The organism is Microbacterium sp. STF-2, assembly GCF_034650155.1.
GTDB lineage: Bacteria > Actinomycetota > Actinomycetes > Actinomycetales > Microbacteriaceae > Microbacterium > Microbacterium maritypicum_A.
Genome location: NZ_JARKMW010000001.1, coordinates 1,897,898 through 1,924,255 on the forward strand (window position 1 = coordinate 1,897,898; position 26,358 = coordinate 1,924,255).

The window sequence follows — 26,358 nt, forward strand, 5'->3', positions numbered from 1 at the left end:
GGGCCGGCGGGCCGGCGGTCGGAGAGCCGATGGCCGGGACGCTTCTCGGCTCAGCCCCGCACGATCCGGTGCGCTCGATCCTGCGCGGCCCGTGCCAGGTCGGCACCTGCGGCGCGCAGCCAGCGCACGGGTTCGGTGCGCGCAGCCTCCGACGATCCGGCCAGATCGGTGAGGGAGGCGGTGGCCGCGAACAGCGCGGTGTCGGCGTCCGGGGTGATCCGACCGGCCGCGAGCATCGCGTCGGTCCCCGCGACGGCGGCGAGTCCGGCGAGGAACGAAGGGACCTTGCCGTCACCCGACTGCCCATCGTACGAACCCTCCCCCGTGATGACCACGTCGGCGCCGGAAATCGCGGCGTCGAGGCCGATGAGGTCGGCCACCTCGGCGGCGCCGGGAGCGAGCGCGCCTCCCCAGGCCACGAGCGCAGCGCCCGTGCCCCCGGCCGCACCGTTGCCCTCGCCCGCGGGATCGACGCCGAGCAGCACGGCGAGACGACGAAGCCCGTCGTCGACGAGAGCGATGTCGTCCGGCGATCGCAGGCCCTTCTGCGGGCCGAACACCGCGGCGGCACCGCGCGGACCGGTGAGCGGATTGGTGACGTCGGTGAGCACGCGCACCTCGGGTGCCGGGCGCAGGGCGGTCAGATCCGCCGATGCGACGGAGGCGACCCCACGCGCACCGCGGGGAACCGGAGCCCCAGCGGCATCGAGGAACAGCGCACCGAGCGCCGAGAGCATCCCGGTGCCACCGTCGGTGGAGGCGCTGGAGCCGATGCCGACGACGAGTCGCGAGACGCCATGGTCGAGAGCCGCGGCCAGTGCTTGCCCCAGACCGGTCGTGTCGGCATCCCACGGACGCAGCTCGCGCAGCAACTCGATCCCGGAGGTCGACCCGAGATCGATCACGGCCGTGCCCGCCGGGGCATCGCGCGTCGGCGGGAGCAGCAACCAGGAGGTGTCGATCTTCTCGCCGGCCGGTCCGTCGACCGTGATCGGCATCCGCACGGCGCCGGGCACCGCCGCCTCGAACGCAGCCACCGTGCCCTCGCCGCCGTCCGCCATCGGCCGGTGCACGAACTCGGCGGTGGGATCGACCGTCGCCCAGCCGTCGGCGAGGGCCGTCGCGGCATCCGCCGCCGTGATCGTGCCCTTGAAGCTGTCCGGGGCCAGCACGACCCGCGTCACCCGGTGATCCCCGGGGTGCTGTCGCGCACGATGATCTCGAGCGGCAGGGGCGCCTGCTCCCATTCCGCATCGACCGTCGCGCGGAAAGCCTGATATCCGACCTCGCTCAACGGCACGCGCACGGTCGTCAACCGCGGGGTGGCATCGCTGCTCGCCGGCACGTCGTCGAACCCGCAGACCGCGATGTCGCTGCCGACCTCGCGCCCGGATTCACGGATCGCGGACATCGCACCGAGGGCCACCACGTCACTGATCGCGAAGATCAGGGTGCCGGGTTCGATGCCGTCGACGAGAGCTTCTCTCATCTGGGCCGCCCCCGACTCCCGGCGGAAGTCACCCCGTCGCACGCTCTCGACCGCACCGCCTGCCGCCTCGAACCCGGCGTGGAAGCCGGCCAGACGATCATCCGAGGTCCGGACTCCGGCCGCCGCCCCGAGCGCGATCGCCGAACGGTACCCGAGCTCGGCCATCCGTCGGCCGAGCGCCTCCGCCCCGGAGCGGTTGTCGATCTCGATTCGACGCTCGCCCTCGCCGTCCGGCCCGAACGCCACGACCCGGCCGCCCAGGCGCACGAACTCCGCGAGTTCCTGCGCGGTCTCGGTCTCCGTGGGCTCCTGTGTGCGCGAGGCGGCGAGGATCAGACCTCGCGGCCGCTGCCCGCGAAGCGCACGCACGATCCGTGCCTCACGCGCCTGGTCGCGCTCGGTGATCGCGATCGTCACGACCAGGCCCTCCTCGTCGGCGCCGCGGGCCACACCCGACGCGATCAACCCGAAGTAGGGGTCGGCGATATCGGCGACGAGGAGGGCGATGACCGGTGATGTGCCGCGGGCGATCGACTGGGCCGAGACGTTCGCGGTGTATCCGAGCTTCTCCGCCGCTGATTCGACGCGTTCCCGGAACGACTCGGCGACTCGGCGCTCGGAACCGTTGAGCACCCGGGAAGCTGTCGCCAGGGAGACCCCGGCTTCTCGGGCGACGTCGTGCAGTGTGGGCGCCGGCCCCCGGGCGTGGCGCGGAGACCGCGTCGGCGACGGCCGCTCCGCGGACGTTGCGGGCTTGGTCATGACCCAGATCCTACTTCCCGACACGTGCGCCCGCCGGTACGGACGTCGGGTGGCTGCACGGCTGTCGGCCCGGATCCGCGGTCTTCTCCGTGCATCCGTGCATCCTCCTGAGAGGCGGTAAGAGACCGGTGTCCGAACACCTTCACGCGAGATGCGGAGAGACCGCGGCGGCGAACGTCTCGGCGGTGCGGCGCACCACGCTCTCGGGATCATCGGCCCAGATCTCGGCGTTGAAGATCTCGACCTCGATGTCGCGGTCGTACCCGGTCGCGACCACCGCGCGGGTGAGGGTGCCGAAATCGATCACGCCCTCGCCGGTGTAGTGCCGTGAGAGCAGCACGTCGGATGCGAGAGGCGTCTTCCAGTCGCACACCTGGTACGTGGCGATGCGTCCTTCACGACCGGCCCTCGCGATCTGCTCGAGCACCTGCGGGTCCCACCAGATGTGGAAGGTGTCGACGGCGGCGCCGACCACCTCCGGATCGAAGTCCGCTGCGATGTCGAGCGCCTGGCCGAGCGTCGAGACGACGGCGCGATCGGACGCGTACATCGGGTGCAGCGGTTCGATCGCGAGCGTCACACCAGCCGCCTTCGCCTCGGGAGCCAGCACACCGATCGCATCGCGCACGCGCTGCCGAGCCCCGATCAGGTCGCGCGATCCCGCGGGCAGGCCGCCCACGACCAGGACGAGCACAGCGGTCGAGCCCTCGGCACCGGCCGCGGCCAGCGTCGCGGTCTCCTCGATCGCCCGGCGGTTGTCGTCCAGCGCCGCCGCCCGCTCCGCCCCGTCCGGCAGCGTGAAGAACCCACCACGGCAGTGCGTCGAAAAGCGCAGGCCCGAGTCGCCGAGCATGCGGGCCGCGACGTCGAGGCCGACGTCGTTCACCGGCTCACGCCACAGTCCGATCGCCTCCACACCCGCGGCCGTCGTGACCCGCAGGGCCGTCGCGAGGTCGGCATGCTTGATGGTCGCCTGATTGATCGACAGGCGCGGGTCCGGGGCCGGCGCCTGGGCCTGGGCCGGGGAGGGGAGGCTCATGCGTCCACGCCGTTCAGACGCAGCATGCCGTGCCACCGCTCGCGGGCGAGGTCGGGCTGCTCCAGCGCCAGGGAGGCGTTGGCGAGCTCGATGATCCGGCTCAGGTGCGGCAGGCTGCGCGCGGAGTGCAGCCCGCCCACCATCTGAAAACCGGGCTGATGGCCGTTCATCCACGAAAGGAAGGCGACGCCCGTCTTGTAGTAGAACGTGGGAGTCGCGAAGACCTGCCTGCTCAGTTCCTCGGTCGGTCCGAGGATGCGCCGATACCGTTCCGGGTCGCCGGCGTCGAGTGCCTGGATCGCCGCCGACGCGACCGGGGTGATCGCAGCGAAGGCGCCGAGCAGGGCGTCGGAGTGCGTGCGCACGCCCGCTGCGTCTCCCGTGTCTTCCCCGAGTGCACGACCTGTCGCCGAGTGCACGCCCTGTTCACGCGAGGGAGCCGTCCGCTCGGCGAGATCGCGTGCAGTCGACGAGCCCGCCGCGGCACCTCCGATCAGGCTCACGTAGTTGAAGTCGTCGCCCGTGAACATCCGGACGCCCTCGGGGAGACGATCGCGTACCGAGACCTCGGACTCGGCGTTCAACAGGCTCATCTTGACTCCCGCCACCTTGTCCGGATTCTCGGCGATGATCTCCAGGAGCACGTCCGACGCCGCCTGCCAGTCGTCCGCGCCGAAGTAGCCCGCGAGCTCGGGATCGAACGCCGCACCGAGCCAATGCAGCACGACCGGAGTGGTCGCACGCGAGAGGACCTCTCGATACACACGCCGGTAGTCGTCCGCGTCCGTCGCGGCACGGACCAGGTGACGGGAGGCCATGAGCACGGGGCCGGCGCCCTGCTCCTCGGTGAAGTGCAGTTGCTCGAGGTAGGCGGAGATGAGCTGGTCGAGCGAGATGTGCGGTTCGGCGATGTGGTCGGTGTTGACCCCCACCACGACGGATCCGCCCTCCTCACGGGCGACCTCGGCGCTGCGGGCGATCAGCTCGCGGGTGGCAGCGGCGTCCAACCCCATGTTCCGCTGCGCGGTGTCCATGGCATCGGCGACGCCGAGACCCCACGAGTACACGTTGCGGCGGAACGCGAGCGTGGCGTCCCAGTCGATGTCGGCCGCCTGCCCGGGAGTGTTGTCGGCGTGCACCTTCGGCACGACGTGTGCGGCGGCATACGCGACGCGGCTCTGCAGCGGGCCGGTCGGGCGCGTGTAGGTGCCGGAGTCGTTGAGGGCGACGTCAGCGACATCGCCGTTCGCGCGGAGGAGGCGCAGGGTGCTCATGCTCACCTCAGTCCAGCGTCAGCTGCGACAGGGCGATCTTGCGACCCTCGGCGCTGGAGGTCAGACCGGCCTCGGCGAACTGCACGCCGCGCGCGCCCGCGAGCAGGTCGAACGGGTAGTCGGTGCCTTCGACGTACGAGACCAGGTACTCCTGCCATTGCTGGCGGAACCCGTTGAGGAACACGTCGTTGGTGGGTACGTTCTGCCAGTCGGCGTCGTAGTCGCGGGTGTCTTCCAGATCGGGGTTCCACACCGGCTTCGGCGTGGCATCACGCGGCTGGATCTTCGCCCCGAACAGTCCGACGACGGCGGAGCCATGCGTGCCGTCGACCTGGAACTCGACGAGCTCGTCCCGGTTCACCCGCACGGTCCACGAGGAGTTGATCTCCGCGATCACGCCCCCCTCGAGCTCGAAGATGCCGTAGGCCGCGTCCTCAGCGGTCGCGGTGTAATGCTCGCCCTTCTCATCCCAACGGTCGGCGATGTGCACCGCCGCCTGCGCGTAGACGCTCTCGACCTCGCCGAACAGGTTCTCGAGCACGTAGTTCCAGTGCGGGAACATGTCGGTGATGATCCCTCCGCCGTCTTCCGTGCGGTAGTTCCAGCTCGGGCGCTGCGCGGGCTGCCAGTCGCCCTCGAAGACCCAGTAACCGAACTCGCCACGCACCGAGAGGATGCGCCCGAAGAAGCCGGAGTCGATCAGACGCTTGAGCTTCTGAAGTCCGGGGAGGTAGAGCTTGTCATGCACGACGCCGGTCTTCACTCCCGCCCGGTCGGCGAGGCGGGCGAGGTCGAGCGCCTCGTCGAGCGATTCGGCGGTGGGCTTCTCGGTGTAGATCGCCTTGCCGGCTGCGATGGCCTTGCGGATAGCCGTGGCCCGGGCCTTGGTCACCAGGAAGTCCGCGTAGATCTCCCACCGCGGGTCGGCGAGGGCGGCGTCGAGGTCGGTCGTCCAGTCGTCGATCCCGTGCTTCGCGGCGAGTTCGGCGAGCTTGGCCTCGCTGCGGCCGACGAGGATCGGCTTCACCGTGATCTTCGAACCGTCGGGGGACTCGATACCGCCCTCGTCACGGATCGCGAGGATCGAGCGCACCAGGTGCTGCCGGTACCCCATGCGTCCGGAGACGCCGTTCATGATGATCCCGATCTCGCGGGTGTTCGCCTGTGCCATGGTGTTCCGTTCCTGTCGCGGGACGCTGTCGTGCTTTCACCGAGGCAGTGGGAAAGCGCTTTCCGAGATCATGGCATGAGATGAGCGACGATCGCAACCATGGGTGGGGATCCCACGATCGGCCCGCTGGGAGGCAGACGATTGCGCACGGCGGACGCTGCAGCGTGCGCGGCAGCCGCGTCGTACGATTCGACGCACAGGACGGCCGACCGATTCGACGCGCAGGGCCGCCGACCGGTTCGCTGCGCGGGGCGGCCGGCCCGCACGGGAATCAGCGCGACGCGGTACTGGCGCGCTCGACGAGTACCGTCGGGATGACTCCGGATCCCTCTGCGGGCGCAGCGCCTTCGATCGCGTCCACCAGCGCTGACACCGCACGCTGGGCGAGCGCGGCGAAGTCCTGCCGGATCGTGGTCAGCGGCGGGCGGTAGTTCGCGGCGTCCGGCACATCATCGAAACCGATCACGCCGACGTCTTCCGGCACCCGACGGCCGTAGTCGGACAGCGCCCGCAGCAGCCCGAGCGCCATCTGATCGTTGGCGCAGAAGACGGCGGATGCCGTGCGCAGTTCCGCGCCGGCGGCGTACCCCGAGTCAGCGCTCCAGTCACCCCGAACGACGGCGGGCGGCCGGACGCCGGCGGAGACGAGCGTCTCCCGCCATCCGCGTTCCCTCTCGGCCGCCGCGAAGGAGTCGGCTGGACCGGCGAGATGATGCACCCCGCCTCCCCCGAGGGCGAGAAGCCGGCGTGTGGCTGCGGCGGCGCCGCCCGCGTGATCGCTGTGCACCGACGTGAACCCGTCCTCGCTCGGGGCGTCGACGACCACGAGGTGCAGCCCGGCAGGCCGCTGCGCGTCGGAGACCAGGGCCGATGCCTCGTTCAGGACGATCGCACCGTCGACCTCCTGCTCCGCGAGCCGATCGAACGCGTCAGCGACGCCGCGGGTGGCGGTCACGAGGGTCACCGCGTACCCCCGTTCCGCCGCAGCTTCGGCCGTGGCCTGCAACATCCGGGAGTTGCCGACGGTGGCGAGGGTGGTGACGACGAGTCCGATCGTCTGCGAGCGCCCGGTGCGCAGGGCTCGGGCCGCGCGGTGGGGGCGATAACCGAGCTCCGCCATCGCGTGCTCGACGCGGGCACGGGTGTCGGGGTCGACGCGGGGGCTGCCGTTGACGACCCGCGAGACAGTCTGTCCCGAGACACCGGCCCGGGCAGCGACCATGGCCATGGACACACGTCCGGACGGGGGATTCCGACGGTTCGAACCCGATCCGTCGACGCGGTCGCGTCTGCTCTGCCCCACCTCATCCTCCATCCGCTACGACGTCGCGCGGGTCCCGCCTTGTATCTCAGAAGCGTGCGATCTGCCTCAGAGGCGTGCGCGCAACTCCGTCATGTTGACGTTACCACGGCGCTGTGCGTACCATGTTGACGTGAACACGGACGATCTTCCTGAGTTGCGCACCGAGACTCTTGGCGCCGGCGTCGTCAGACGCGCCACCGCCCTCGCCGACGGTCGCGACCTCATCTACTACGACGATCCCGGCACCGCGCTGGGCGCCGACCGAGCCGTCGACGCGCGCGCCCTCGACCCCCGCCCGGAGACCGCGACGATGCGTCTCGACGTGCTCACCGGCGACTGGATCACGGTCGCCGCGAACCGACAGAACCGCGTGATGATGCCCGGCGCAGAAGCCGACCCGCTGGCCCCGCAGACACCCGGAAACCCCTCCGAGGTGCCCTCGCGGTACGACGTCGCCGTGTTCGAGAATCGCTCGCCCGCGTTCGGACCCGCCCTGGCCGCAGCGACGGGCGCCGCACCCCGGGCGTCGAACGCTCCTCGCGGGCTCGATGACCTCGCGGCCCTCGGCCTCGGCCGCACGCGCACCGCCGTCGGCCGCTGCGAGGTCGTCTGCTTCAGCCCCGAGCATGCCGGATCCTTCGGTACACAGACCGTCACCCGGGCGCGCACCGTGATCGAGGCGTGGGCCGACCGCACCGCCGCACTCTCACAGCTGCCCGGCATCGAGCAGATCTTCCCGTTCGAGAACCGGGGCGAGGCGATCGGCGTGACCCTGCCGCACCCGCACGGGCAGATCTACGCCTACCCGTACGTGACCCCGCGCACCACCCGCGTGCTGGAAGCGATCGGCCGCACCACCCCCGACCTGTTCCAGCACATCCTCGAGTCCGAGCAGGCGTCCGAGCGCGTGGTGTTCCGCGGCGAGCACTGGACCGCCTTCGTGCCGTTCGCCGCACGCTGGCCACTCGAGGTGCACCTGATGCCGCACCGCCACGTGCCCGACTTCGCCGAGACCACCGAAGCCGAGCGTGACGAGCTCGCCCCGCTCTACCTGCGGCTGCTCCGCGGCGTCGATGCCCTCTACGACTCCCCGACGCCCTACATCGCTGCGTGGCACCAGGCGCCCGTGCAGGTCGGGCGCGACGCCGTGCGCTTGCACCTTCAGCTCACGAGCCCGCGCCGTGCCGCCGACAAGCTGAAGTTCCTCGCCGGTTCGGAAGCCGCGATGTGGGCCTGGGCCGCCGAAGTGCCTCCGGAAGTCGGTGCCGCACGCCTCCGCGAAGCGATCGAGCGCGCCTCGCACGACCAGCCCGACACCGGAGATTCTGCATGACCGCCGCACACGACGATGCCCTCGCCCTCTTCACCCGCCTGACCGGGCGTGAACCCGATGGAGTCTGGTCGGCACCCGGGCGCGTGAACCTCATCGGCGAGCACACCGACTACAACGACGGGTTCGTGCTGCCGTTCGCCATCCCGCAGCGCACGGTGGCCGCGGTCGGTCGGCGCGATGACGACCGCGGTCGCGTCCTGGTCGGCTCCACGTTCGCCGAAGAACCGGTCGAGGTCGCCCTCGACGAGCTCGACCGGCTCTTCCCCACTGCACCCGGCTCGCATCCGGCCGTCCCGGAGTGGGCCGCGTACCCGCTCGGGGTCGCCTGGGCGCTCGGTCAGGCGGCCGCCGAGCGCGGACCGTTCGGCGGGATGGACATCGCCATCGCCTCCGACGTGCCCGTGGGCGCCGGGCTCTCGTCCTCGGCCGCGATCGAGGGGGCGACATCCTCCGCCTTGAACGACCTGTGGGGCACCGGGTTCGACGGAACGGCCCTCGCCCGCATCGGACGACGGGCCGAGAACGAAGCCGTCGGCGCCCCCACAGGGATCATGGACCAGATGGCGTCGATGCTCGGCCGGCCCGACACCGCGATCTTCCTCGACTGCCGCACACTGGAGACCCGGCTCGTGCCTCTCGGCGTCGCCGAGGCAGGCCTCGCGATCCTCGTGATCGACACCCGTGTGAAGCACGCCCACTCCACCGGCGGCTACCGCGAACGCCGGGCCTCGTGCGAACTCGGCGCCTCGATCATGGGAGTGCCTGCGCTGCGCGACATCTCGATCGACGACCTGCCGCGCGCTCAGAAGCTGATGGACGAGGTCACCTTCCGGCGCGTGCGTCACATCGTGACCGAGAACCAGCGGGTCCTCGACACGGTGCGGGTGTTGCGCGAGCAGGGCGTCCGAGCGATCGGCGACCTCCTGGTCGCCTCGCACGCATCGATGCGCGACGACTTCGAGATCTCGACCCCCGAACTGGACACCGCGGTCGACACCGCCCTGGCAGCCGGCGCCCTCGGTGCACGGATGACCGGCGGTGGGTTCGGAGGTGCCGCGATCGCCCTCGTCGAGCAGGCTGCCGTCGCATCGGTGTCGGATGCCGTGAACGCCGACTTCGCGAAGTCCCGGTTCGCGCCGCCCCTCCTGTTCACGGTCACCCCGTCGGCCGGCCCCCGCCGCGACGCCTGACAGAATGATCCATCGGGCCGCGACGACTCCGCGGCAGGAGAGGAATGCAATGTCCTGGATCGTCACCGGAGGCGCCGGCTACATCGGTGCCCACGTCGTCCGCGCTCTCGCGGATGCCGGACTCACCCCGGTCGTGCTCGACGACCTGTCCAGCGGCGTCGAGTCCTTCGTCCCCGAGGGCGTGGCATTCGTGCGGGGCAGCGTCCTGGACCGCGATCTGGTCGAGAAGACGCTGCGCGACCATGGTGCCGAGGGCGTGATCCACGTCGCGGGCTTCAAGTACGCCGGCGTCTCGATGCACCGCCCCCTGCACACCTACGCGCAGAACGTCGAGGGCACGCGGGTGATCCTCGAGGCCATGGAGGCCGCGGGAGTCTCGAACATCGTCTTCTCCTCCTCCGCCGCCGTGTTCGGCACGCCCGATGTGGCCCTCGTCGTGGAAGACACCGCCAAGAAGCCGGCCAGTCCCTACGGCGAGTCGAAGCTCATCGGCGAATGGTTGCTGCGCGACCAGGCGATCGCGACGGCGGAATCCGAGCGGCCCCTGCGACACACCTCTCTGCGGTACTTCAACGTGGTGGGCTCCGCCGATCCGACGGTCTACGACGTCAGCCCGCACAACCTCTTCCCGATCGTGTTCGAGGCGCTGCTGGCCGGGAAGACGCCCCGCATCAACGGCGACGACTACGCCACGGAAGACGGGACGAACGTGCGCGACTACGTGCACGTCGGCGACATCGCGGCCGCCCACGTCGCGGCCGCGCAGCGTCTGTCCGACGGACGCCCGATCGAAGCCGCCTACAACCTCGGCTCCGGTGACGGACTGAGTGTGAAGCAGATCATGGATGCCGTCGCCCGCGTGACCGGCATCGACTTCACGCCCGAGATCGGCCCGCGCCGCCCCGGTGACCCCGACCGCATCGTCGCGACCGGTGAGCTCGCAGCCCGCGACCTCGACTGGACCATGCGGTACTCGGTCGACGAGATGGTGCGCACGGGGTGGGAAGCGCGGCAGGCCGCCCGCCCCTGACGGTCAGAGGTCGCGGGAGCGGATCGGGTACGCCCAGAAGCAGAGCCAGGCGAGGGCGGTGAACCCGAGCGGGATCACTGCGAGCATCAGCCGGATGCCGCCGTCGACGCTGTCGGGCTGCGTGTCACCGCGGGCGGCGTCGAAGCCGGAGGCCGTGAGCACCGCGGCAGCGACGATCGCCTGCAGCACCACCGAGCCGCGCACCACGAACCCGTTCACCCCGAAGTAGGCGCCTTCGCGACGGTGACCGGTGCGCACGGCATCGTCGTCGATGATCTGCGCGAGCATGACCTCGAGCAACTGCAGCAGGCCCCCGACCCCCACGCCGACCGCGATCCCGACCAGCGCCGCGCCGATCACGTTGGACGGCGCGAGGTAGCCGAGCACGGACACCCCGAACACCGCGACGCTCCACAGCACAGCGGTGCGGGGGGAGGTGCGGCGGACGACCGCGCTCCACAGCATGATCGACGGGATCGCGGTGGCGAAGATGGCACCGAGCAGCAGGCTGCCCTGCCCCTCCGGCGCATGCAGGGAGTAGCGCACGTAGAAGGGGATCGCGGCGAGGATCACCGCGATCGAGGTCTGCACGAACAGCGAACCGAGCACATACGGAACGAACGCCCGGTTGCGGAACGTGTACTTCAGCTGGTCTGCCCAGCGCATCGCTTCCGACGATGCCGTCGACTCCGCATCCGGAAGCCGTCGCTCGATCATCCCGCCGAAGAACGACCAGACGAGCAGCACCAGGCAGACGGCGCCGAGAACCAAGGCCATTCCTGGCCACCCGATCGCGCTGTACAGCGCAGGGGCGCCCGCGGTGCCCAGGACCATGCCGAAGATCGCGAAGATCTGTCGCGGCACGTTGCCGCGGGCGCGTTCCTCCGTGGTGCGGAACATCTCGGGGAACAGTGCCGAGATGTTCAGCACCACCACGACGAACGCGATGTCGTACACCGCCACGACGACCAGGAACCAGGTGATGAGGCCGGCGACGGGGAGCTCCGGCGGCATCCAGACCAGCGCGAATGCGACGACCAGCGGCACGATGCCCAGGCCGATCCACGGGATGCGCCGGCCCCACGGAGTGCGCAGTCGGTCGGAGATCGTGCCGACGACGGGGTTGAGCACGGCGTTCAGGATGCCGTGAGCGATCATCGCGACCGCCACCCACGTGGCCGGTACGGCGAGGTGCGAGACGTAGAAGTAGACGACGAAGGCCGAGAACGTCTGCGCCATCAGCTGCGTCGGGAAGCCCGAGGCTCCGAAGGCGATCGCCTGCGACCTGCTCGGGGCCGCGTCGAGGCGTCGGTCGCGCACCCGATCGCCCAGGGAGGTCACCGCGCGTCTCCCCGTTGCAGGTCGCGTCCCCGCTGCAGGTCGCGCAGGTCGCGCCAGCCGATGCGCACGAGCCCCTCATCGTCGATGGCCTGCCGGACCGCGGGGTCCTTCAGCAGACGAAGCTCATATCCGCGCTTCGTCGCGCTGAAGTCCACGGCGGCGCGGAGCTCATCGTCGTCGACCATCGGATGGAGGTAGATCTCCGTGACCCCTGCCGGCACCGCGCGCAACAGCGCGATGAAGCCGTCACGCATCTGCGCGTACGTCTCCTCGTCCGGCGCGCCTTCACGCAGCAGCTCGAACGGGTGCGACCAGAGCCGGTCGATGATCTCGACGCCGGAAACATCGGCGGCCGCTGCCGCGGCATCGAGTTGAGACTGGAGCGCGGAGTCCTCGCCCACGCCGTCCATGCTGCGGGGCAGCCGGAACGGCAGACCGTGGCGTGCAGCGAGTTCGAACACCGGCCGGAGGAAGCCGCGTCCGGTCACGAGTCCGTAGACCGAACCCATGTGATTGTCGAGATGCGTCACATCGACGCCGGCATCGAGCGCGGCCTGCACCTGAGCGGCGAGTTCGGCAGCGACGTCGTCGTCGGCGGCGTTCCGCTCGACGGAGAGTACATCGGTCGGGAAGAAGCCCGCATCATCGACAAGGGTCGTGGCGGTGCCGGTGAGCGGGCGCCACCGGTAGCGCGCCCATTCGCTGGTGAGCACGAGATGCACGCCGATATCGAGATCGGTGCGGGATGCGGCGAAGGCGAGCGCCTCCGGCGACCACGAGCACGGGACCATCACGGTCGACGAGTCGATGCTCCCGGATGTGAGCAGATCCATGATCGCGGTGTTCGCCGCGTGGCACATGCCGAAGTCGTCCGCATTGAGGATGATCGCCCGTGCGCCGGGCGGGAGGCCGAGTCGGTCGGCGAGATCGGACGGTGCGGTCATCGGGAGTCCTGTCGGGTGGTTCGAGCGACACTGCTCGGGCGGGCGATGTTCGGCGGGTGGTGTTCAGCAGGCGTTGGGGGGCGGGGTGTTCAGCGGGCGCTTTTGGGGGCGGGGGTGAGGATCCGGGTGAAGAGGTCGCCTCGGAGTGCGGCCGCAGCCTGGTCGACGGCGCCGATGAGCGGAGCCTCAGGCCCGAAGGAGGAGACGAGGAACCGCAGCGGGAGCTGCGCGTCATACTCGCCGGCGACGCGCTCGATGGCAGCGACGAGCACGGGATGAGCCGCCTTGCCACCGAGGACGAACGCCTCAGGGTCGAGCACCAGCCCGACGCTCCCGGCCACGAGAACGATGCGGCGGGCGACCTCGGAGATGATCTGGAGCGCTCCATCGTCTCCGTGGACTGCGGCCTCCAGATGATCGCTGAGAGATGCGGCGGGATCGCGACCGACGCCGAGCGCGAGGTCGCTGACGACTGCATCGCCCACGAGGGGAGCACCGATCGGGATGGGGGTCTGCGGCAGGTACATGACCTCACCGGCGACGCCGGAGAATCCACGGTGCAGCGCGCCGTCGATCACGATGCCCGCTCCGAGTCCGTCGTCGAGGAGCAACAGCGCGAAGCTGGTGAGGCTTCCTCCTCCGCCGCCGGTGAGTTCGGCGAGGGCCGCGAGGTTGACGTCGTTCTCGATGCGGACAGGACAGTCGAGGGCCGCGGCCAGTGCCGCACGGAAGGCGCCGCCGTCGGGACCGAGGTCGTCACGGATGCCTCCGTCAGCGGTGACGATGCCGGGCACCCCGACGACCGCGAGGTGCACGGCGCCCTTCGCCGCCTTCAACGAACGGCGGCACTCATCGACGAGCCCGACGATGTGGGCGACACGGTTCTCGGCGTCGGGGAACGGCGAGTGCGCCTCCGCCCGCACGATCCCGGTCGCGTCGACCAGCACGACGTGCGCCGCGTGGTGATCGACGTGCACGGCCGCGGCGAATCCGAGGCGCGGATGCAGGGCCACACGTCCGGCGGCGGGACCCCTCGTGTCCCGGTCCACTCCCGCAGGCGCGACTGCTCCGGCGTTCTCGAGCATCCGCAGCACCTGAGTCACAGCGGTACGCGACAACCCCGTGGCGGACATCAGCTCCGAGCGGGTCTGCGGGCCGCTGCGGGCGAGGGCCTCCAGGATCGCGCGGCCGTTGAGCGTGCGTAGCAGGCCCTGCGGTCCCGCGAGTGGTCTGGACATAGGTGTTCCGGAGGCGCCTCTCGTTTCGCGTACTTCACCCGGCTTCTGAGGCGGGCGCAGTGCCCGCCAGCATGCCACATCGCGTCGCACCAGTCGAGACTTCGCGCCGATTCCGGTGCCGGTGAGTGCCGTGGGGCAAGTCACGGTCACGGTCACGGTCACGGTCACGGTCACCGTCAGAGCCTCGAGTCGGCTCGGCTCGGCTCGAAACGGCACGGCACGGCACGGCTCGGCTCGGCTCGAGTCGGCTCGGTGGCAACAATTCACACCCTGAGTGGTGGCGTCACACCCTGAGTGGTGCCGCGCGGCTGATGGCCGGCTCTCTGCGCCCGCCGCCTCGGGGTCGCCGCGTTCGCCACTGCCGGGTCGGGTCCCACCAGGCGGGGCCACGGATGTGCGGGATGCCGTGGCGCATGCGGATCTCCCATCCGCTGGTGCCGAGGGTGCGGTGGTGGTGCCAGCAGAGAGCGACGCCGTTGTCGGTGTGGGTGGGCCCGCCGCGCGCATGCTCTTGGACGTGGTGGATCTCGCACCACGTGGCGGGGACATGACAGCCGGGAATGAGGCATTCCCCGTCGCGGATGGCGATCGCGCGGCGTTGATGGGCGGTGAAGATCCGGTCGGTGGCGCCGATCCCGATGATGCGCCCGCCGGAGTCGAACATCACGCGCTGTATTCCGCCGGCGCAGGCGGTGTGCGCGGCGACCCGGATGGGAACGGGGGTGTCGATGCCGTCGATGTGGGCCCATCCGTTTCCCGTGGCGTAGTCGTCGGCAGCGACGGTCACGACCAGGGTCGGGGCGGCGCCTCCGAGGCGAGGCATGTCGTCATGGCGGGCGGCGATCCCGAGCGCGGCGGCGAGGATGTCGTGCTGCTTCTGCGCCCGAGATCGGGTGTCGACCATTCGGCCCGGATCACCGGATGGAAGGTCACCGTCGTCTGGCCCCGTGGGCTCGGTATCGCGACGGGGGAATTCTTCCGAGGGTCGGAACATCACTCCGGGGAGGGGAGGCCCGTCGACTTTCGGATTCAGGTGAGCGTCGAAGATGCGTTGCAGTTGTCCCGCGACTTCGGGCAGGAGCCCGCCTCGGACCGGGATGACCCCGTCTTTCGCCCGCCCCAAGACGATCCCCCGGGCGCGCATCGCGATGTCGTCCGCGGGTTCGGCGCCATCAGGATCGAGGTACTGCACGATGACCTGCGCCAGAATCCTCAAGTCCTCCGGCGTCCCCGCCGGCGCGGAGTCTCCTTCGACGCCCGCACCCGAATCCGCTCCTGGAACGTCCTGTGCACTCGCACCCGCGGCCGGGATCCCCCGCGAGTAGGCCGCCAGCTCCCCGTCCGCGAGCAACCGGTCTGCTGTCCCGACACGGATCCCGGCCTGTTCCACCGGCCCGATCGCGGCCAACAACCCGGCCACACCGAGGGCCCCGTCGAGTAGCGCCGCCCGCAGTTCGGGCCATCGCGCGGGCGAGCGGAACCCGGATGACAACTCCACCTCCCGGCGCACCGCCCGCGCCGCCTTCATCATCCGCCCTGCACCGGGCCCGTCCGTCCGCAGGACCCGCTGCAGCAACTCGCTCATCGTCCGGCACCCGAACTTCCCGCAGAATCCGGCCTCTCCCGACCCGGCGGGACGCCCATCGACCGACGCGACCGCCTCCACGACGACTGCCTCCGCCCGCCGCTGCACCTCACCCGCCACACGCAACAGGTCCATCTTCACCGCATCGGACATCACCGCCATCGCGTCAGAGTGCAACACGGCATCCAAGTCGGTCACCACCTGTTCGAGCACTTCCACGGGGTTGTTCATGGGTCGAGTCAACTCGGGGGTACCGACATTCCTTCCCGGATAAACCCCGATCAGGACAATATTCCGGAACACGCGTAGAGCTCATGCGTCCTCCACGAACTCGCCCCGAATCCGTCTTTCCACATCTCAGGTAGAGGCGTGATGCTGCCACCCCCGAAGGTCCGACGCCGGAAGCAGAATCGGTACATGCGCATCGACACGACCCACACACAGAAGCCCATGAGCAAGAGCACCGATGACCGAGAGGCGAGTCGAATCATCCACCCTCGATTTGACGCTCGCGGTTTCGCGAATTAAATTACAGATCGGTAACGGTGGCATCCGGGGGGATCGACCGCCGCGCACGCCAGCCTCCCGGAAGGATCCCGTCACGAATTCCCTGCCACCCGAGCGCGATCACGACGCCTCGGAAGCTCCCACCGAAGTCCCTGACTCATCCCGACCGCTTTTGCGGCGTGACCTGCGACGCTCCGTTTCCGCGGACTCGCAGAGTCGCCGCCCGGCGAACACCGCCCATGCTGCTGCGGTACCGGAGACGACCCCGGAACCCGATCCGGCCGCCGCCTCCGCAGCAGTCACAGGGCCCACGCACGCAGCAGACACGGAACCCGCATCCTCTGCAACCCCCACATCCCCCGCGCCGGAGACAGTCCAGGCCGCACCCGACGCGGCTCCCCCTCGCGCACAGCCACAGCCACAGCCACAGCCTCCCCACACCCCTCGCGCCTGGGATCCTCGCCTGCGCCCCCGCCACATGGCACCGAAGTCGACGCCGAAGACGGCCCCGACCTCTCGCGGCGAAGCCCGGCGACAGAAGCGCCAGTGGGCGAAGACCAAGGCACTCGGCGCCACGCTGGCGATCGGCGTGATGATCACCGGGGCAGCGCTTCCCGCCCTCAACCCCGCGGGTGGCCCTGCCGCCGCCGCCAGCTCCAGCGTCTCGACCCTCGCCGATGGCACCGCGCAGTCCTACACGGCGAAGTCCGAGATCCGCGCTGTGATCGACCCACGGGGCAGCTTCTCCGCGACCACGCCCGAGGAGATCAAGGAGACCCGTTCGCGCGCCGCCGCCGCAGCAGTCGCCGCCGGCATGCCGCTCTCGAGCGCGATGGACATCCCCCTCGCCGGACGCATCGTGATGCCGATGGCCGATGGGACCTACTCGTTCACCGACGGCTTCGGCGCCTCGCGGCCGGGACGTTCGCACCTCGGGCAGGACTTCGCCGCCCCGGTCGGCACACCGATCAATGCCGCCATGAAGGGCTGCGTCTCACGGTCCACGGAGAGCTACCAGGGCTACGGCGTGACGATCCAGATCGAGAGCATCGTCGACGGGCAGGCCGTGAGTACGGTCTACTCGCACATGACGTACGGAAGCCGTGCGGTCGAGGTCGGTGATTGCGTCGACGAGGGGCAGTATATCGGCGACGTCGGATCGACCGGCTACGTGTTCGGCTCCTGCCTGCACTTCGAGGTGCACATCAACACCGCGCCCGTCGACCCGCTGCCGTGGCTCAAGAAGAACGTGAGCTGATCGGCGTCGACCGCCCCCTTCTCCCGTCTGCGGTTCACCGTAGGGTGGATGGATGAGCTCCCTGGAGATCCGCAACGCCCGCGCGGAGGACGCCGACGACATCGCCGGGGTGCATGTCCGCTCGTGGCAGGTCGCCTATCGCGGGCTCATCGACCAAGCCGTGCTCGACGGCCTCTCCATCGACGAGAGAGCTGTGGGCTGGCGTCGCACCCTCGCCGAACCGTTGCCGACGAGCCTCGGGACCGTCGTCGCCCTGCGCGACGACCGTATCGTCGGATGGGCTTCACTCGGCTCCGGACGCGACCCCGACGGGGTCGCCGACGGCGAGGTGTACGGCATCTACGCCGATCCCGCCGCCTGGTCTACGGGCGCGGGTCACGCCCTGTTGGAAGCCGCCGAACAGCGGATCGCCGAGGCCGGCCACAACCGCGCCTACCTCTGGGTGCTCGACGGCAACGAACGCGCCGATTCGTTCTACGCCCGCCACGGCTGGATCGAAGACGGCGCGATCAAGATCGAGGAACGCCCCCAGCTCACACTGCGCGAGCATCGTCGCGTGAAGCTGCTCGGCGCCTGACCTCGCACCTTCCGGCACCTCCGTCCTGCCTGACCTCGCGCCTTCCGGAGCCTCCGTCCCGCCTGCCGTCCCGCCTTCCGGAACCTCGGGCGCCCCTCAGTCGAGAGCGCTCATGACGTGCTTGATGCGGGTATAGTCGTCGAACCCGTATTGCGACAGGTCCTTGCCGTAGCCGGAGTGCTTGAACCCGCCGTGGGGCATGTCCGACACGAACGGGATGTGGGTGTTGATCCACACGCAGCCGAAGTCGAGGTCGCGAGAGAACCGCATCGCCCGGGCATGATCCGTGGTCCACACCGAGGCGGCGAGCGCGTAGGGCACGTCGTTCGCCATCCGCAGAGCCTCGTCGTCCTCCGAGAACGCCTGCACCGTGAGCACGGGTCCGAAGATCTCCCCCTGCACGACCTCGTCGTCCTGTCGTACTCCCGACACGATCGTGGGCTCCCAGAAGTACCCTCGATCGCCCTGGCGGCGTCCGCCGGTCTCGATCGTCGCGTGCGCGGGGAGCCGGTCGATGAATCCCTGCACCTGCGCGAGCTGCGCGGCACTGCTCAGGGGCCCGTACAGCACCCCCTCCTCGCGCGGGCCACCGGTGCGAGCGTGCGTCTTCGCCCGGGCGACCAGAGCAGCCACCAGCTCATCGTGCTTCGATTCGTGCACCAGCACCCTGGTGGCGGCAGTGCAGTCCTGTCCGCCGTTGAAGAAGGCACCGGTGATGATGCCCTCGACGGCCTTCTCGATCGACGCATCCGAGAACACGATCGCCGGAGCCTTGCCGCCCAGCTCGAGGTGCACCCGCTTGACGTCGTTCGCCGCTGAACGGGCCACGGCCATACCGGCCCGCACGGATCCGGTGATCGCCACCATCTGCGGCGTCGGGTGCTCGACCAGCGCGACACCGGTGTCCCGGTCGCCCAGGACGACGTTGAGCGTGCCGGCGGGAGTGTGCCGGGCGACGATCTCCGCGAGCAGCAGCGTGGTCAGTGGCGTGGACTCCGCGGGCTTCAGCACGACGGTGTTGCCGGCGGCCAGCGCGGGGGCGATCTTCCACACGGCCATGTTCAGCGGGTAGTTCCACGGCGTGACCTGACCGATCACGCCGACCGGCTCGCGCCGCACGAACGAGGTATGCCCGGCGAGGTACTCCCCCGCCGCCCGACCCTCGAGGCTGCGCGCCGCACCCGCGAAGAAGCGCAGCTGGTCGACCGACTGCATGATCTCGTCGGCCACCAGGCTCGCGCGCGGCTTACCCGTGTCCTGCGATTCCAGGTCGGCGAACTCCTCCGCCCGCGCCTCCATCTCATCGGCGATGCGGAACAGCGCCAACTGGCGGTCGGCGGGCGTCGTGTCGCACCAGATCGGGAAGGCGGCGGATGCGGCGGCGTAGGCGGCATCGACGTCGACGGCGTCCGACACCGGGAGTTCCCCGTACGTCCCTTCGGTGACAGGATCGAGGAGCGGCATCCGCTCGGCACCACTCGCGTCGACGAAACGGCCGCCGATGAAGTTCTGCAGCGGCGCGGAGTTCTTCAGAAGATGACTGGGCATGGCGCCATCGTACCGACATCAGTACGGAATCTGAAGATCTAGCAATATGAAACAACTGAATCAGTTGCAGATCGTTGGCATGACTGACAATATCGACACATGAGTACGAAGTCTTCCCAGCCTGCCCTTGATGACATCTCGAAGCGCATCGTCGAGCTGCTGCAGGAGGACGGGCGACGCCCCTACGCCGAGATCGCCCGCGAGGTCGGCCTCAGCGAGGCTGCGGCGCGCCAGCGGGTGCAGCGGATGACCGAAGCCGGGATCATCCAGATCGTCGCAGTCACCGACCCGATGCAGCTCGGCTTCCACCGTATGTCGATGATCGGAATCCGCGTCTCGGGCGATCCGCGGGAGATCGCCGAAGAACTCACCCGGATCCCCGAGCTGGCGTACGTCGTCGTCACGCTCGGCACGTTCGACATCCTCGTCGAGGCCGTGTGTGAGAACGACGAGCACCTGATCGACCTCATCGCGACCCGCATCCGCACCATCCCCGGCATCACCCACACCGAGAGCATGCTCTACGCCGGTCTCTACAAAGACCTCTACAACTGGGGCACGCGCTGACGCGCACCCCGCTCCCGTACCTCGCACCCGCACACCACGGAGAGAAACCATGGGCACCACCGTCTTCGAACGTCAGCAGCCGTCGCCGTCCGTCATCGACGACTCCCTCCGGGACACCGCCCTGCGGGTGTTCTGGCTCGACGATGTCGACCGGCCGACACATCCGCGGCTGAACGGCACGGTCCGCGCCGACCTCGCCATCGTCGGCGGCGGGTACGCCGGACTGTGGACGGCGGTGCGCGCAAAGGAGCGCGACCCCGAACGCCGCGTCGTGCTGCTCGAGGCCTCGCGCATCGCCTGGGCGGCATCCGGCCGCAACGGCGGCTTCTGCGAGTCGAGCCTCACACACGGACACGAGAACGGCGTGAACCGCTGGCCGGAGGAGATCGACCGCCTCGAAGAGCTGGGACACGCGAACCTCGACGCCATCGGCGAGACCGTCGAGCGCTACCGGATGGATGCGGAGTTCGAGCGCACCGGACAGCTGGCCGTCGCCATCGAGCCCCACCAGGTGGAGTGGTACCGCGATGAGCCGGGCTTCCTCGACCGCGCAGTGGTGCAGGCCGAGGTGCACTCCGAGACGTTCCTCGCCGGCGACTGGGACCGCGACGGCTGCGCGATGGTGCATCCGGCCAAGCTGGGTGTGGAGCTGGCCCGCGTGGCCGCCGACCTGGGCGTCGAGATCTACGAGCACAGTGTGGTCCGCGCCATCGAGGGCGACGGATCGGGACCGATCACGCTGGTCACTGCGAACGGCCGCGTGATCGCGGATGCCGTGGCGCTCGGGACGAACGTCTTCCCCTCGCTCCTCAAACGCAACCGCCTGATGACCGTGCCCGTGTACGACTACGTGCTGATGACCGAGCCGCTCTCCTCCGAGCAACTGGCCTCGATCGGCTGGTCGAACCGACAGGGGCTCGCCGACAGCGCGAACCAGTTCCACTACTACCGGCTCACGGGCGACAACCGCATCCTGTTCGGCGGCTACGACGCCATCTACCACTTCGGCGGCAAAGTGCGCGCGGAGTACGAGGACCGCATGGAGAGCCACCGCAAGCTCGCCTCGCACTTCTTCACGACCTTCCCGCAGCTGGAGGGCCTGCGCTTCACCCACCGCTGGGCCGGAGCGATCGACTCGTCGAGCCGCTTCTGCGCGTTCTTCGGCACCGCCCGCAAGGGCCGCGTGGCCTACGCGACCGGCTTCACCGGGCTCGGCGTCGGGGCCGCACGCTTCGCGGCCGACGTCATGCTCGACAAGCTGTCCGGTGAGGAGACCGAGCGCACCGCGCTGCGGATGGTGCGTGAGAAGCCCATCCCGTTCCCGCCCGAGCCTGCCGCCTCGATCGGCGTCAACCTCGTCCGCGCCGCGATGAACCAGGCCGATCACAACGAGGGCAGGCGCAACCTGTTCCTCAAGACGCTCGACGCCGTCGGCATGGGCTTCGACTCGTGAACGGTCTCGCCGCCGGGGCAGGACTGGATGCCGCAACCCTGCCTCTGGCACACGAGTCACTGCCTGCGGATGAGGTGCTCGCCGGCGCGCCCACGACCGCCGCGCAGGAACTCGCGACACTCGGCGGGACCGAGATCGGCGTCTGGGAGATGACCCCCGGCACCGCGACCGACACCGAGGCCGACGAGGTGTTCGTCGTGCTGTCGGGCCGCGCCACGATCGCGTTCGCCTCGTCCGGACTGCCCGACCTCGAGGTCGGTCCCGGCTCGGTCGTGCGCCTCGCCGAGGGCATGCGCACCACCTGGACCGTCACCGAGACCCTCCGCAAGATCTACATCACCTGACGCTCTTCGAATCGCGCGAAGGGCTGCATCCCCGGGCGCGATGGAGCCGTTCGCGCGATTCGAAGGCGAGAGATCAGCCTTTCCGAAGGAACCAGACGCGGCGCTCCTGATCGCGCCGCAGCCAGGGCAGGAACGCCCACCACAGCAGGAGCGCGACCGCCGCCCCGCCGATCAGTCCGGCGCACGTGTCGGTGAACCAGTGCGCGTTGATGAGCGTGCGCTGCCATACCATGCCGACGGCCAGGAGCACTCCGAGCACGATCCAGACGCGGCGCGCCCAGACCGCGGATGCCGGGATCAGCGCGAGCACCGTGATGATGATCGCGGCCATGCTCACGGAATGTCCGGACGGGAACGAACCGTGGTCGACCTGCACGAGCGGGCCGAAGAGTCCACCGGCCACGTCTTCGGCCGGGCGCGGCCTGTCGACGAGGTTCTTCGTGAGCTGCGACAGCAGCCCTGGGCCGGCGAGCTGCACCGCGATCACGAACAGCGCGGAACGCCAACGCCCCATCAGCGACAGCACGAGCGGGAGGAGGATCATCATGAGCACCGCCCCAGGGAGCTGACCGAGATGCTGGAATATCTGCGCCAGCACGAAGCCGGGCAGCGTCGATTCCGGCCCGACCCCGACACCTCTGCGCCACAGGTCGTCGAGGCCCTGCGTCCACGGCGCATCGGGCGCTGCGAGCACGCCGACCGCGAGAGCCACGAACACCGCGAGCAGTCCGAGAGCGGTCCACAGCATCCACCGAGGGCGCGGCGAGGCCACCGGTCGGGTGGCATCCCCGACCGCGACAGCCGTGGTCACGACGGCGTTCCCAGCAACGGCCGCACGGAGGCGTAGGCGTCGGCGACATCGCGGGTCGGCACGTCGTAGACCCGCGCGATGCCCTTCGATCCCTGGTGACGCGGCCAACCGGGGTCTCCCCCGACGATGAACGCGACAGCGGCGCCGTGCACCTCGTCAGCCAGCTCCTGCGGCGGGTTCGGACCCGCGAGCGGCTCCATCGCCGGACCGTCGAGGCAGTCGAAGAAGAACGGCACATCGAGGCAGTGCTCGGCGAAGCCGAAGTGTCCGGACGGCCACGAGAAGCGGTACAGCCAGGTGGGAGCGGCGCCGCGGTCGGCGACGATCTTCAGCAGCGCCGAGCGGAACATCCGGTCCGTCAGCAGCCGACCGCCCAGCCGGGCGTTGCCGAGTCCGGTGATGTCGGCGTTGGCGGCGAGGTACTGCCGACGCGCGCTCTTCGGCAAGCCGAGCTTGTTCAGCAGCAGCGACCTCGGCACCCAGCGCAGCTTCTTCTCGGAGCCTGCGAAGACCATCGTGAACTCGTCGTCGGTCGCACCGATCACGAGCGGCTTGTCGGCACCGACACCGGCGCGGAGAGCCTCACGCGTCGGGCGTGGCAGCAGGTCGCCGTCGACGGCCGGACCGAGCGGAAGGCCCTCTTCGACCACGCTCCCGAGCGAATCAGGACCGAGCTCGGTCGCCTTCTTCTGCAGTTCGAGGATGCGGTCCTCGGACAGCGTCGAGAACCCGGCCACGGTGGGCGCGACCCGGGCCGCTGCGGCGAGTCCGCGCCCGAAGGCCTCGGCGCGGGCCGGAGCCACGTCGGCGAGCGCACCGGAGATCGCGTACACGCCGTGGAACAGATGCTGCGCCTTCTCCATGCCGAGCAGGGTCAGCACGGCTCCTCCGCCGGCGGATTGCCCGGCGATCGTGACGCGCGACGGATCCCCGCCGAACTCGGCGATGTTCTGCTGCACCCATTCGAGGGCGAGCAGCCAGTCGCGCACGCCCCGGTTCGAGGGGGCATCCTCGATCCAGCCGAAGCCGTCGAAGCCCAGGCGGTAGGAGAGCGACACGGTCACGACGCCGTCACGGTTGAAGTTGCGGCCGTCGTACCAGGGACTCGCGGGCGAGCCGGCGAAGTATCCGCCGCCGTGGATCCAGACGAGAACCGGAAGACCGGCGCCCTGCGCGGCAAGGGCCGGGTCCGGCGTGAAGACGTTGACGTTGAGCGTCGAGTCGCCCTCGACGCTCGGTTCGGGGATGAGCGTCACCCCGGGGTCGCCGCGCTGGGCGGTGGCGGCGAACTCGAGCGCATCGCGCACTCCCTCCCACGGCGCTTTCGGCACGGGCGCCTGAAAACGCAGCGCGCCGATCGGCGCCTCCGCGAACGGGATGCCCAGGAACGCCGCCGACCGCGGATTCCCGCGCCCGCCCGTGGTCGGGCGCCAGCGGCCCCGCACCCGTCCGGCGGCCGTGGCCACCTCGACGAAGTCGGCGGTCGTCTCGAAGTCGGTATCCGTCATCACAGCATTCTCCTGCTCATTCCCGGTCATCAGCGCACTCCCTTGATCGGCGCGGTCGCGACGGCGGCGAGGATCACGAACACGATCGCGAAGACGAAGAGCATCGCGTAGCCGCCGACGGACGTGATGATGACACCGCCGATGGCGGGACTCAACGCCTGCGGCACGTTGGTCGCGACGTTGAGGATGCCGAGATCCTTGCCCGCCGAGACGCCCTCGTTCGGCAGCACCTCGGTCATGAGCGCCGCATCCACCGACATGTACAGGCCGAAACCGACGCCGTTGATGATGCTCATCAGGACCATGCCGGTCATGTTCGGCTGCAGCAGCGGCATCGCGAGGCCCGCGACCATCACGGCGGAGGCGGCGTAGATGAACAACTTGCGGCGCCCGACCCTGTCGCTCCACCACCCGGAGAGGGCGATCGCGATGAGCGTCGGGATGAAGGCCACGAGCGTGAGGGTGACGACGGCCCCCTGGGCATCCGCGAGCGGCAGGCCGATGTAGTCGGTGAGCATGTACAGCTGGTACGCGCTGACGACGAAGTAACCGAGGATCAGCAGGAACCGCGCGGCGAACGCCCAGGCGAAGTCCGGGTGACGGCGCGGGTCGATCCAGAATCCTCGGAAGAATGCACCCCAGCGGAACGCATCCACGGCCGCGTGCTTCGACGACCAGTCGCGGTTCACGAGTGCGAACAGCAGTGCCGCCACGATCACGGCACCGCCGAACACCGCGTAGCCGATGCCGATCTGCGCGGCGAATGCACCGGCGAGCATGATGCCGACGGTCATGCCGACCTGCGTGCCGAGTCCGATCATCGCGCTCGCCCCGCCGCGCTTCGAACGCGGGAACCGATCGGCGGTGATCGCGGTCAGGGGCGCCTGGAAGAAGTTCAGCGCCACCTGGATGATCACCCAGAACACCGTGATCCAGAGGATGTCGGTCAGCGAGCCCAGCCCGAACAGAAAGATGCCGCCGATGATCGCGCCGAGCACCATCCACGGCACGCGGCGTCCGAAGCGCGAGCGCGTGCGGTCGCTCAACGCCCCCACGATCGGCTGCGCGAACAGCGTGAACACGAAGGAGATCGTGGTCACGACGGCGAGGTTGCCGACCTTTTTCGCCTCGTCGATCATCAGGATCTGACTGGGAAGAAGAATCGCGATGAGTCCGCCGTAAGTGGCGAACAGCGTGAGGGAGGCGATCAGCAGGCTGGGCAGCAGCCGCCGGTTCGCCGGCGGACTCGCCGCCGGCTCCCCCGCTTCGGGCGGGACGGCGCGGATGGTGCCGGTCGGCGCCAGTTCGGCGGCGGGGTCGAGCGGGGACACGGACATGTCGGCTCCTCGTTGAGCGGAATGTTGAGCGGAATGTTGAGCGGATCTGATCAATACCAAACGACATTCGGTATTCACCCGACATGCTGACAGATCGTCTCCACCCTTCGCAAGTCATTCACGAACGTTGTTTGGTTTTTGTGATCCGGTCGTGACGGTTACCCTGGAGCCATGGCGACACGAGGGGCGTATGCGAAGGGTGTCGCGAAACGCGAGGAGATCCTCGAGGCCGCCCTCGCCGTCGTCGCGGAGCACGGATACCGCAAGGCCTCCGTACGCGAGATCGCGGATGCCGCCGGACTCAGCCCCGCGGGACTCCTGCACTACTTCGGCAGCAAGGAAGAGCTCTTCGTCGCGATCCTCCGCGCCAGAGACGACCGCGACGAGCAGGAATACGCGGGCGAAGACGCCTCCTCCGCGTTCCTCGCGGTCATGCGCCACAACACCTCGGTACCCGGTCTCGTGCAGCTCTACGCACAGCTGGCCGCCGAGGCCGGAGACCCCTCCCACCCCGCCCACGCCTATTTCCGCGAGCGCACCGAGCGGGTCGAGGCCTTCACCCGCGCGCAGGTCGCCGAAGACCAGAAGGCCGGACGGATGCGCGACGACCTCGACCCCGCCTGGGTGGTGCGCACTCTGCACGCTCTGGCCGACGGGCTCCAGGCCGCGTGGATGCTCGATCCGTCCCTCGACATGGCCGCCGAGATCGAGCAGTTCCTGGTGCTGCTGCGTCCGGCCTGACGACCCGC

23 protein-coding genes are annotated in these 26,358 nt (G+C 69.6%); 9 read left to right on the top strand and 14 right to left on the bottom strand.

All coding sequences use genetic code 11. The annotated features are described in order from the left end of the window. Positions 1-50: 50 nt before the first annotated feature. The 6 genes from MicroSTF_RS09165 to MicroSTF_RS09190 all read right to left on the bottom strand — a co-directional run bounded on the left by MicroSTF_RS09165 (position 51) and on the right by MicroSTF_RS09190 (position 6,963). Positions 51-1,184 carry a glycerate kinase gene (locus MicroSTF_RS09165; RefSeq protein WP_315071812.1) on the bottom strand — a complete coding sequence of 378 codons (1,134 nt, stop codon included), beginning with the start codon at positions 1,182-1,184 and terminating at the stop codon, positions 51-53. Continuing rightward, complete coding sequence (locus MicroSTF_RS09170) at positions 1,181-2,251, bottom strand: LacI family DNA-binding transcriptional regulator (protein WP_315071815.1); 1,071 nt, start codon at positions 2,249-2,251, stop codon at positions 1,181-1,183. Before MicroSTF_RS09170 ends, MicroSTF_RS09165 begins: the two co-directional genes overlap by 4 nt. 142 nt (positions 2,252-2,393) lie before the next feature. Then, positions 2,394-3,290 (bottom strand): sugar phosphate isomerase/epimerase family protein, encoded by an 897-nt coding sequence (locus MicroSTF_RS09175; RefSeq protein WP_297555529.1) that lies wholly within the window; start codon positions 3,288-3,290, stop codon positions 2,394-2,396. Beyond that, positions 3,287-4,564, bottom strand: coding sequence for a dihydrodipicolinate synthase family protein (locus MicroSTF_RS09180; RefSeq protein ID WP_315071819.1), 1,278 nt, complete (start codon positions 4,562-4,564; stop codon positions 3,287-3,289). The genes MicroSTF_RS09175 and MicroSTF_RS09180 overlap by 4 nt, the downstream gene beginning before the upstream one ends. 7 nt (positions 4,565-4,571) lie before the next feature. Then, positions 4,572-5,735 (bottom strand): Gfo/Idh/MocA family oxidoreductase, encoded by a 1,164-nt coding sequence (locus tag MicroSTF_RS09185; RefSeq protein ID WP_322955096.1) that lies wholly within the window; start codon positions 5,733-5,735, stop codon positions 4,572-4,574. A gap of 271 nt (positions 5,736-6,006) precedes the next feature. After that, positions 6,007-6,963 carry a LacI family DNA-binding transcriptional regulator gene (locus MicroSTF_RS09190; protein ID WP_322955098.1) on the bottom strand — a complete coding sequence of 319 codons (957 nt, stop codon included), beginning with the start codon at positions 6,961-6,963 and terminating at the stop codon, positions 6,007-6,009. 205 nt (positions 6,964-7,168) lie between these two features. Between MicroSTF_RS09190 and galT the strand changes: the two genes are divergently transcribed. The 3 genes from galT to galE are packed head-to-tail and all read left to right on the top strand — an operon-like array spanning position 7,169 to position 10,591. Next, the gene (gene galT, locus MicroSTF_RS09195; protein WP_322955101.1) at positions 7,169-8,371 is read left to right on the top strand and encodes a galactose-1-phosphate uridylyltransferase; all 1,203 of its coding nucleotides are present in this window, start codon (positions 7,169-7,171) and stop codon (positions 8,369-8,371) included. After that, a complete protein-coding gene (galK, locus tag MicroSTF_RS09200; protein ID WP_322955103.1) occupies positions 8,368-9,561 on the top strand; it encodes a galactokinase in 1,194 nt (397 codons plus the stop codon). The genes galT and galK overlap by 4 nt, the downstream gene beginning before the upstream one ends. Before the next feature lie 49 nt (positions 9,562-9,610). After that, positions 9,611-10,591 carry a UDP-glucose 4-epimerase GalE gene (galE, locus tag MicroSTF_RS09205; RefSeq protein WP_322955105.1) on the top strand — a complete coding sequence of 327 codons (981 nt, stop codon included), beginning with the start codon at positions 9,611-9,613 and terminating at the stop codon, positions 10,589-10,591. 3 nt (positions 10,592-10,594) lie between these two features. On the opposite strand, the gene MicroSTF_RS09210 is transcribed toward galE, so the two are convergent. The 4 genes from MicroSTF_RS09210 to MicroSTF_RS09225 all read right to left on the bottom strand — a co-directional run bounded on the left by MicroSTF_RS09210 (position 10,595) and on the right by MicroSTF_RS09225 (position 15,930). Next, entirely contained in the window at positions 10,595-11,932 is a 1,338-nt protein-coding gene (locus MicroSTF_RS09210; RefSeq protein ID WP_322955106.1) for an MFS transporter, read from the bottom strand. Further along, positions 11,929-12,876 (bottom strand): polysaccharide deacetylase family protein, encoded by a 948-nt coding sequence (locus tag MicroSTF_RS09215; RefSeq protein WP_297555518.1) that lies wholly within the window; start codon positions 12,874-12,876, stop codon positions 11,929-11,931. The genes MicroSTF_RS09210 and MicroSTF_RS09215 overlap by 4 nt, the downstream gene beginning before the upstream one ends. 89 nt (positions 12,877-12,965) lie before the next feature. Further along, entirely contained in the window at positions 12,966-14,114 is a 1,149-nt protein-coding gene (locus MicroSTF_RS09220) for an ROK family transcriptional regulator (protein ID WP_029259862.1), read from the bottom strand. 283 nt (positions 14,115-14,397) lie between these two features. Next, positions 14,398-15,930 (bottom strand): HNH endonuclease signature motif containing protein, encoded by a 1,533-nt coding sequence (locus MicroSTF_RS09225; RefSeq protein ID WP_315071840.1) that lies wholly within the window; start codon positions 15,928-15,930, stop codon positions 14,398-14,400. Between the two features lie 754 nt (positions 15,931-16,684). Here MicroSTF_RS09225 and MicroSTF_RS09230 point away from each other — a divergent pair. Together MicroSTF_RS09230 and MicroSTF_RS09235 are read left to right on the top strand one after the other, a co-directional pair. Continuing rightward, a complete protein-coding gene (locus MicroSTF_RS09230) occupies positions 16,685-17,464 on the top strand; it encodes a M23 family metallopeptidase (protein WP_051671141.1) in 780 nt (259 codons plus the stop codon). Positions 17,465-17,516: 52 nt separating this feature from the next. After that, entirely contained in the window at positions 17,517-18,041 is a 525-nt protein-coding gene (locus MicroSTF_RS09235; protein WP_029267716.1) for a GNAT family N-acetyltransferase, read from the top strand. Between the two features lie 96 nt (positions 18,042-18,137). Here the strand turns inward: MicroSTF_RS09235 and MicroSTF_RS09240 are convergent, their stop codons facing one another. Continuing rightward, the gene (locus tag MicroSTF_RS09240) at positions 18,138-19,589 is read right to left on the bottom strand and encodes a gamma-aminobutyraldehyde dehydrogenase (protein WP_322955112.1); all 1,452 of its coding nucleotides are present in this window, start codon (positions 19,587-19,589) and stop codon (positions 18,138-18,140) included. A 99-nt stretch (positions 19,590-19,688) separates the two neighbouring features. Between MicroSTF_RS09240 and MicroSTF_RS09245 the strand changes: the two genes are divergently transcribed. From MicroSTF_RS09245 to MicroSTF_RS09255, 3 genes are read left to right on the top strand one after another with little or no spacing between them, the layout of a single operon-like run. Continuing rightward, positions 19,689-20,156: an Lrp/AsnC family transcriptional regulator gene (locus tag MicroSTF_RS09245; RefSeq protein ID WP_021200288.1), complete on the top strand. Its 468-nt coding sequence runs from the start codon at positions 19,689-19,691 to the stop codon at positions 20,154-20,156. A 49-nt stretch (positions 20,157-20,205) separates the two neighbouring features. Next, complete coding sequence (locus tag MicroSTF_RS09250; RefSeq protein ID WP_322955115.1) at positions 20,206-21,609, top strand: FAD-dependent oxidoreductase; 1,404 nt, start codon at positions 20,206-20,208, stop codon at positions 21,607-21,609. Further along, positions 21,606-21,953, top strand: coding sequence for a cupin domain-containing protein (locus MicroSTF_RS09255; RefSeq protein WP_021200290.1), 348 nt, complete (start codon positions 21,606-21,608; stop codon positions 21,951-21,953). Before MicroSTF_RS09250 ends, MicroSTF_RS09255 begins: the two co-directional genes overlap by 4 nt. Positions 21,954-22,026: 73 nt before the next feature. Here the strand turns inward: MicroSTF_RS09255 and MicroSTF_RS09260 are convergent, their stop codons facing one another. Genes MicroSTF_RS09260 through MicroSTF_RS09270 form a run of 3 tightly spaced genes read right to left on the bottom strand, consistent with a single transcriptional unit; the run spans position 22,027 to position 25,609 of the window. Beyond that, entirely contained in the window at positions 22,027-22,764 is a 738-nt protein-coding gene (locus MicroSTF_RS09260) for a phosphatase PAP2 family protein (protein WP_322955117.1), read from the bottom strand. Next, entirely contained in the window at positions 22,761-24,272 is a 1,512-nt protein-coding gene (locus MicroSTF_RS09265) for a carboxylesterase/lipase family protein (RefSeq protein WP_322955119.1), read from the bottom strand. The genes MicroSTF_RS09260 and MicroSTF_RS09265 overlap by 4 nt, the downstream gene beginning before the upstream one ends. Positions 24,273-24,301: 29 nt before the next feature. Next, positions 24,302-25,609 carry an MFS transporter gene (locus tag MicroSTF_RS09270; protein ID WP_322955121.1) on the bottom strand — a complete coding sequence of 436 codons (1,308 nt, stop codon included), beginning with the start codon at positions 25,607-25,609 and terminating at the stop codon, positions 24,302-24,304. Positions 25,610-25,780: 171 nt separating this feature from the next. Here MicroSTF_RS09270 and MicroSTF_RS09275 point away from each other — a divergent pair, with 171 nt between their 5' ends. Then, positions 25,781-26,350, top strand: a complete 570-nt coding sequence (locus tag MicroSTF_RS09275; RefSeq protein ID WP_021200294.1) for a TetR/AcrR family transcriptional regulator — start codon at positions 25,781-25,783, stop codon at positions 26,348-26,350. Positions 26,351-26,358: the final 8 nt, after the last annotated feature.

What these genes read in the sequence shown, in the direction of transcription:
- MicroSTF_RS09220 (WP_029259862.1), bottom strand. Translation starts at nt 14,114, where the DNA reads ATGTCCAGACCACTCGCGGGACCGCAGGGCCTGCTACGCACGCTCAAC.
- MicroSTF_RS09170 (WP_315071815.1), bottom strand. Translation starts at nt 2,251, where the DNA reads ATGACCAAGCCCGCAACGTCCGCGGAGCGGCCGTCGCCGACGCGGTCT.
- MicroSTF_RS09250 (WP_322955115.1), top strand. Translation starts at nt 20,206, where the DNA reads ATGGGCACCACCGTCTTCGAACGTCAGCAGCCGTCGCCGTCCGTCATC.
- MicroSTF_RS09245 (WP_021200288.1), top strand. Translation starts at nt 19,689, where the DNA reads ATGAGTACGAAGTCTTCCCAGCCTGCCCTTGATGACATCTCGAAGCGC.
- galE (WP_322955105.1), top strand. Translation starts at nt 9,611, where the DNA reads ATGTCCTGGATCGTCACCGGAGGCGCCGGCTACATCGGTGCCCACGTC.
- MicroSTF_RS09215 (WP_297555518.1), bottom strand. Translation starts at nt 12,876, where the DNA reads ATGACCGCACCGTCCGATCTCGCCGACCGACTCGGCCTCCCGCCCGGC.
- galK (WP_322955103.1), top strand. Translation starts at nt 8,368, where the DNA reads ATGACCGCCGCACACGACGATGCCCTCGCCCTCTTCACCCGCCTGACC.
- MicroSTF_RS09175 (WP_297555529.1), bottom strand. Translation starts at nt 3,290, where the DNA reads ATGAGCCTCCCCTCCCCGGCCCAGGCCCAGGCGCCGGCCCCGGACCCG.
- MicroSTF_RS09180 (WP_315071819.1), bottom strand. Translation starts at nt 4,564, where the DNA reads ATGAGCACCCTGCGCCTCCTCCGCGCGAACGGCGATGTCGCTGACGTC.
- MicroSTF_RS09275 (WP_021200294.1), top strand. Translation starts at nt 25,781, where the DNA reads ATGGCGACACGAGGGGCGTATGCGAAGGGTGTCGCGAAACGCGAGGAG.
- MicroSTF_RS09270 (WP_322955121.1), bottom strand. Translation starts at nt 25,609, where the DNA reads ATGTCCGTGTCCCCGCTCGACCCCGCCGCCGAACTGGCGCCGACCGGC.
- MicroSTF_RS09225 (WP_315071840.1), bottom strand. Translation starts at nt 15,930, where the DNA reads ATGAACAACCCCGTGGAAGTGCTCGAACAGGTGGTGACCGACTTGGAT.
- MicroSTF_RS09230 (WP_051671141.1), top strand. Translation starts at nt 16,685, where the DNA reads ATGGCACCGAAGTCGACGCCGAAGACGGCCCCGACCTCTCGCGGCGAA.
- MicroSTF_RS09235 (WP_029267716.1), top strand. Translation starts at nt 17,517, where the DNA reads ATGAGCTCCCTGGAGATCCGCAACGCCCGCGCGGAGGACGCCGACGAC.
- MicroSTF_RS09240 (WP_322955112.1), bottom strand. Translation starts at nt 19,589, where the DNA reads ATGCCCAGTCATCTTCTGAAGAACTCCGCGCCGCTGCAGAACTTCATC.
- MicroSTF_RS09190 (WP_322955098.1), bottom strand. Translation starts at nt 6,963, where the DNA reads ATGGCCATGGTCGCTGCCCGGGCCGGTGTCTCGGGACAGACTGTCTCG.
- MicroSTF_RS09185 (WP_322955096.1), bottom strand. Translation starts at nt 5,735, where the DNA reads ATGGCACAGGCGAACACCCGCGAGATCGGGATCATCATGAACGGCGTC.
- MicroSTF_RS09265 (WP_322955119.1), bottom strand. Translation starts at nt 24,272, where the DNA reads ATGACGGATACCGACTTCGAGACGACCGCCGACTTCGTCGAGGTGGCC.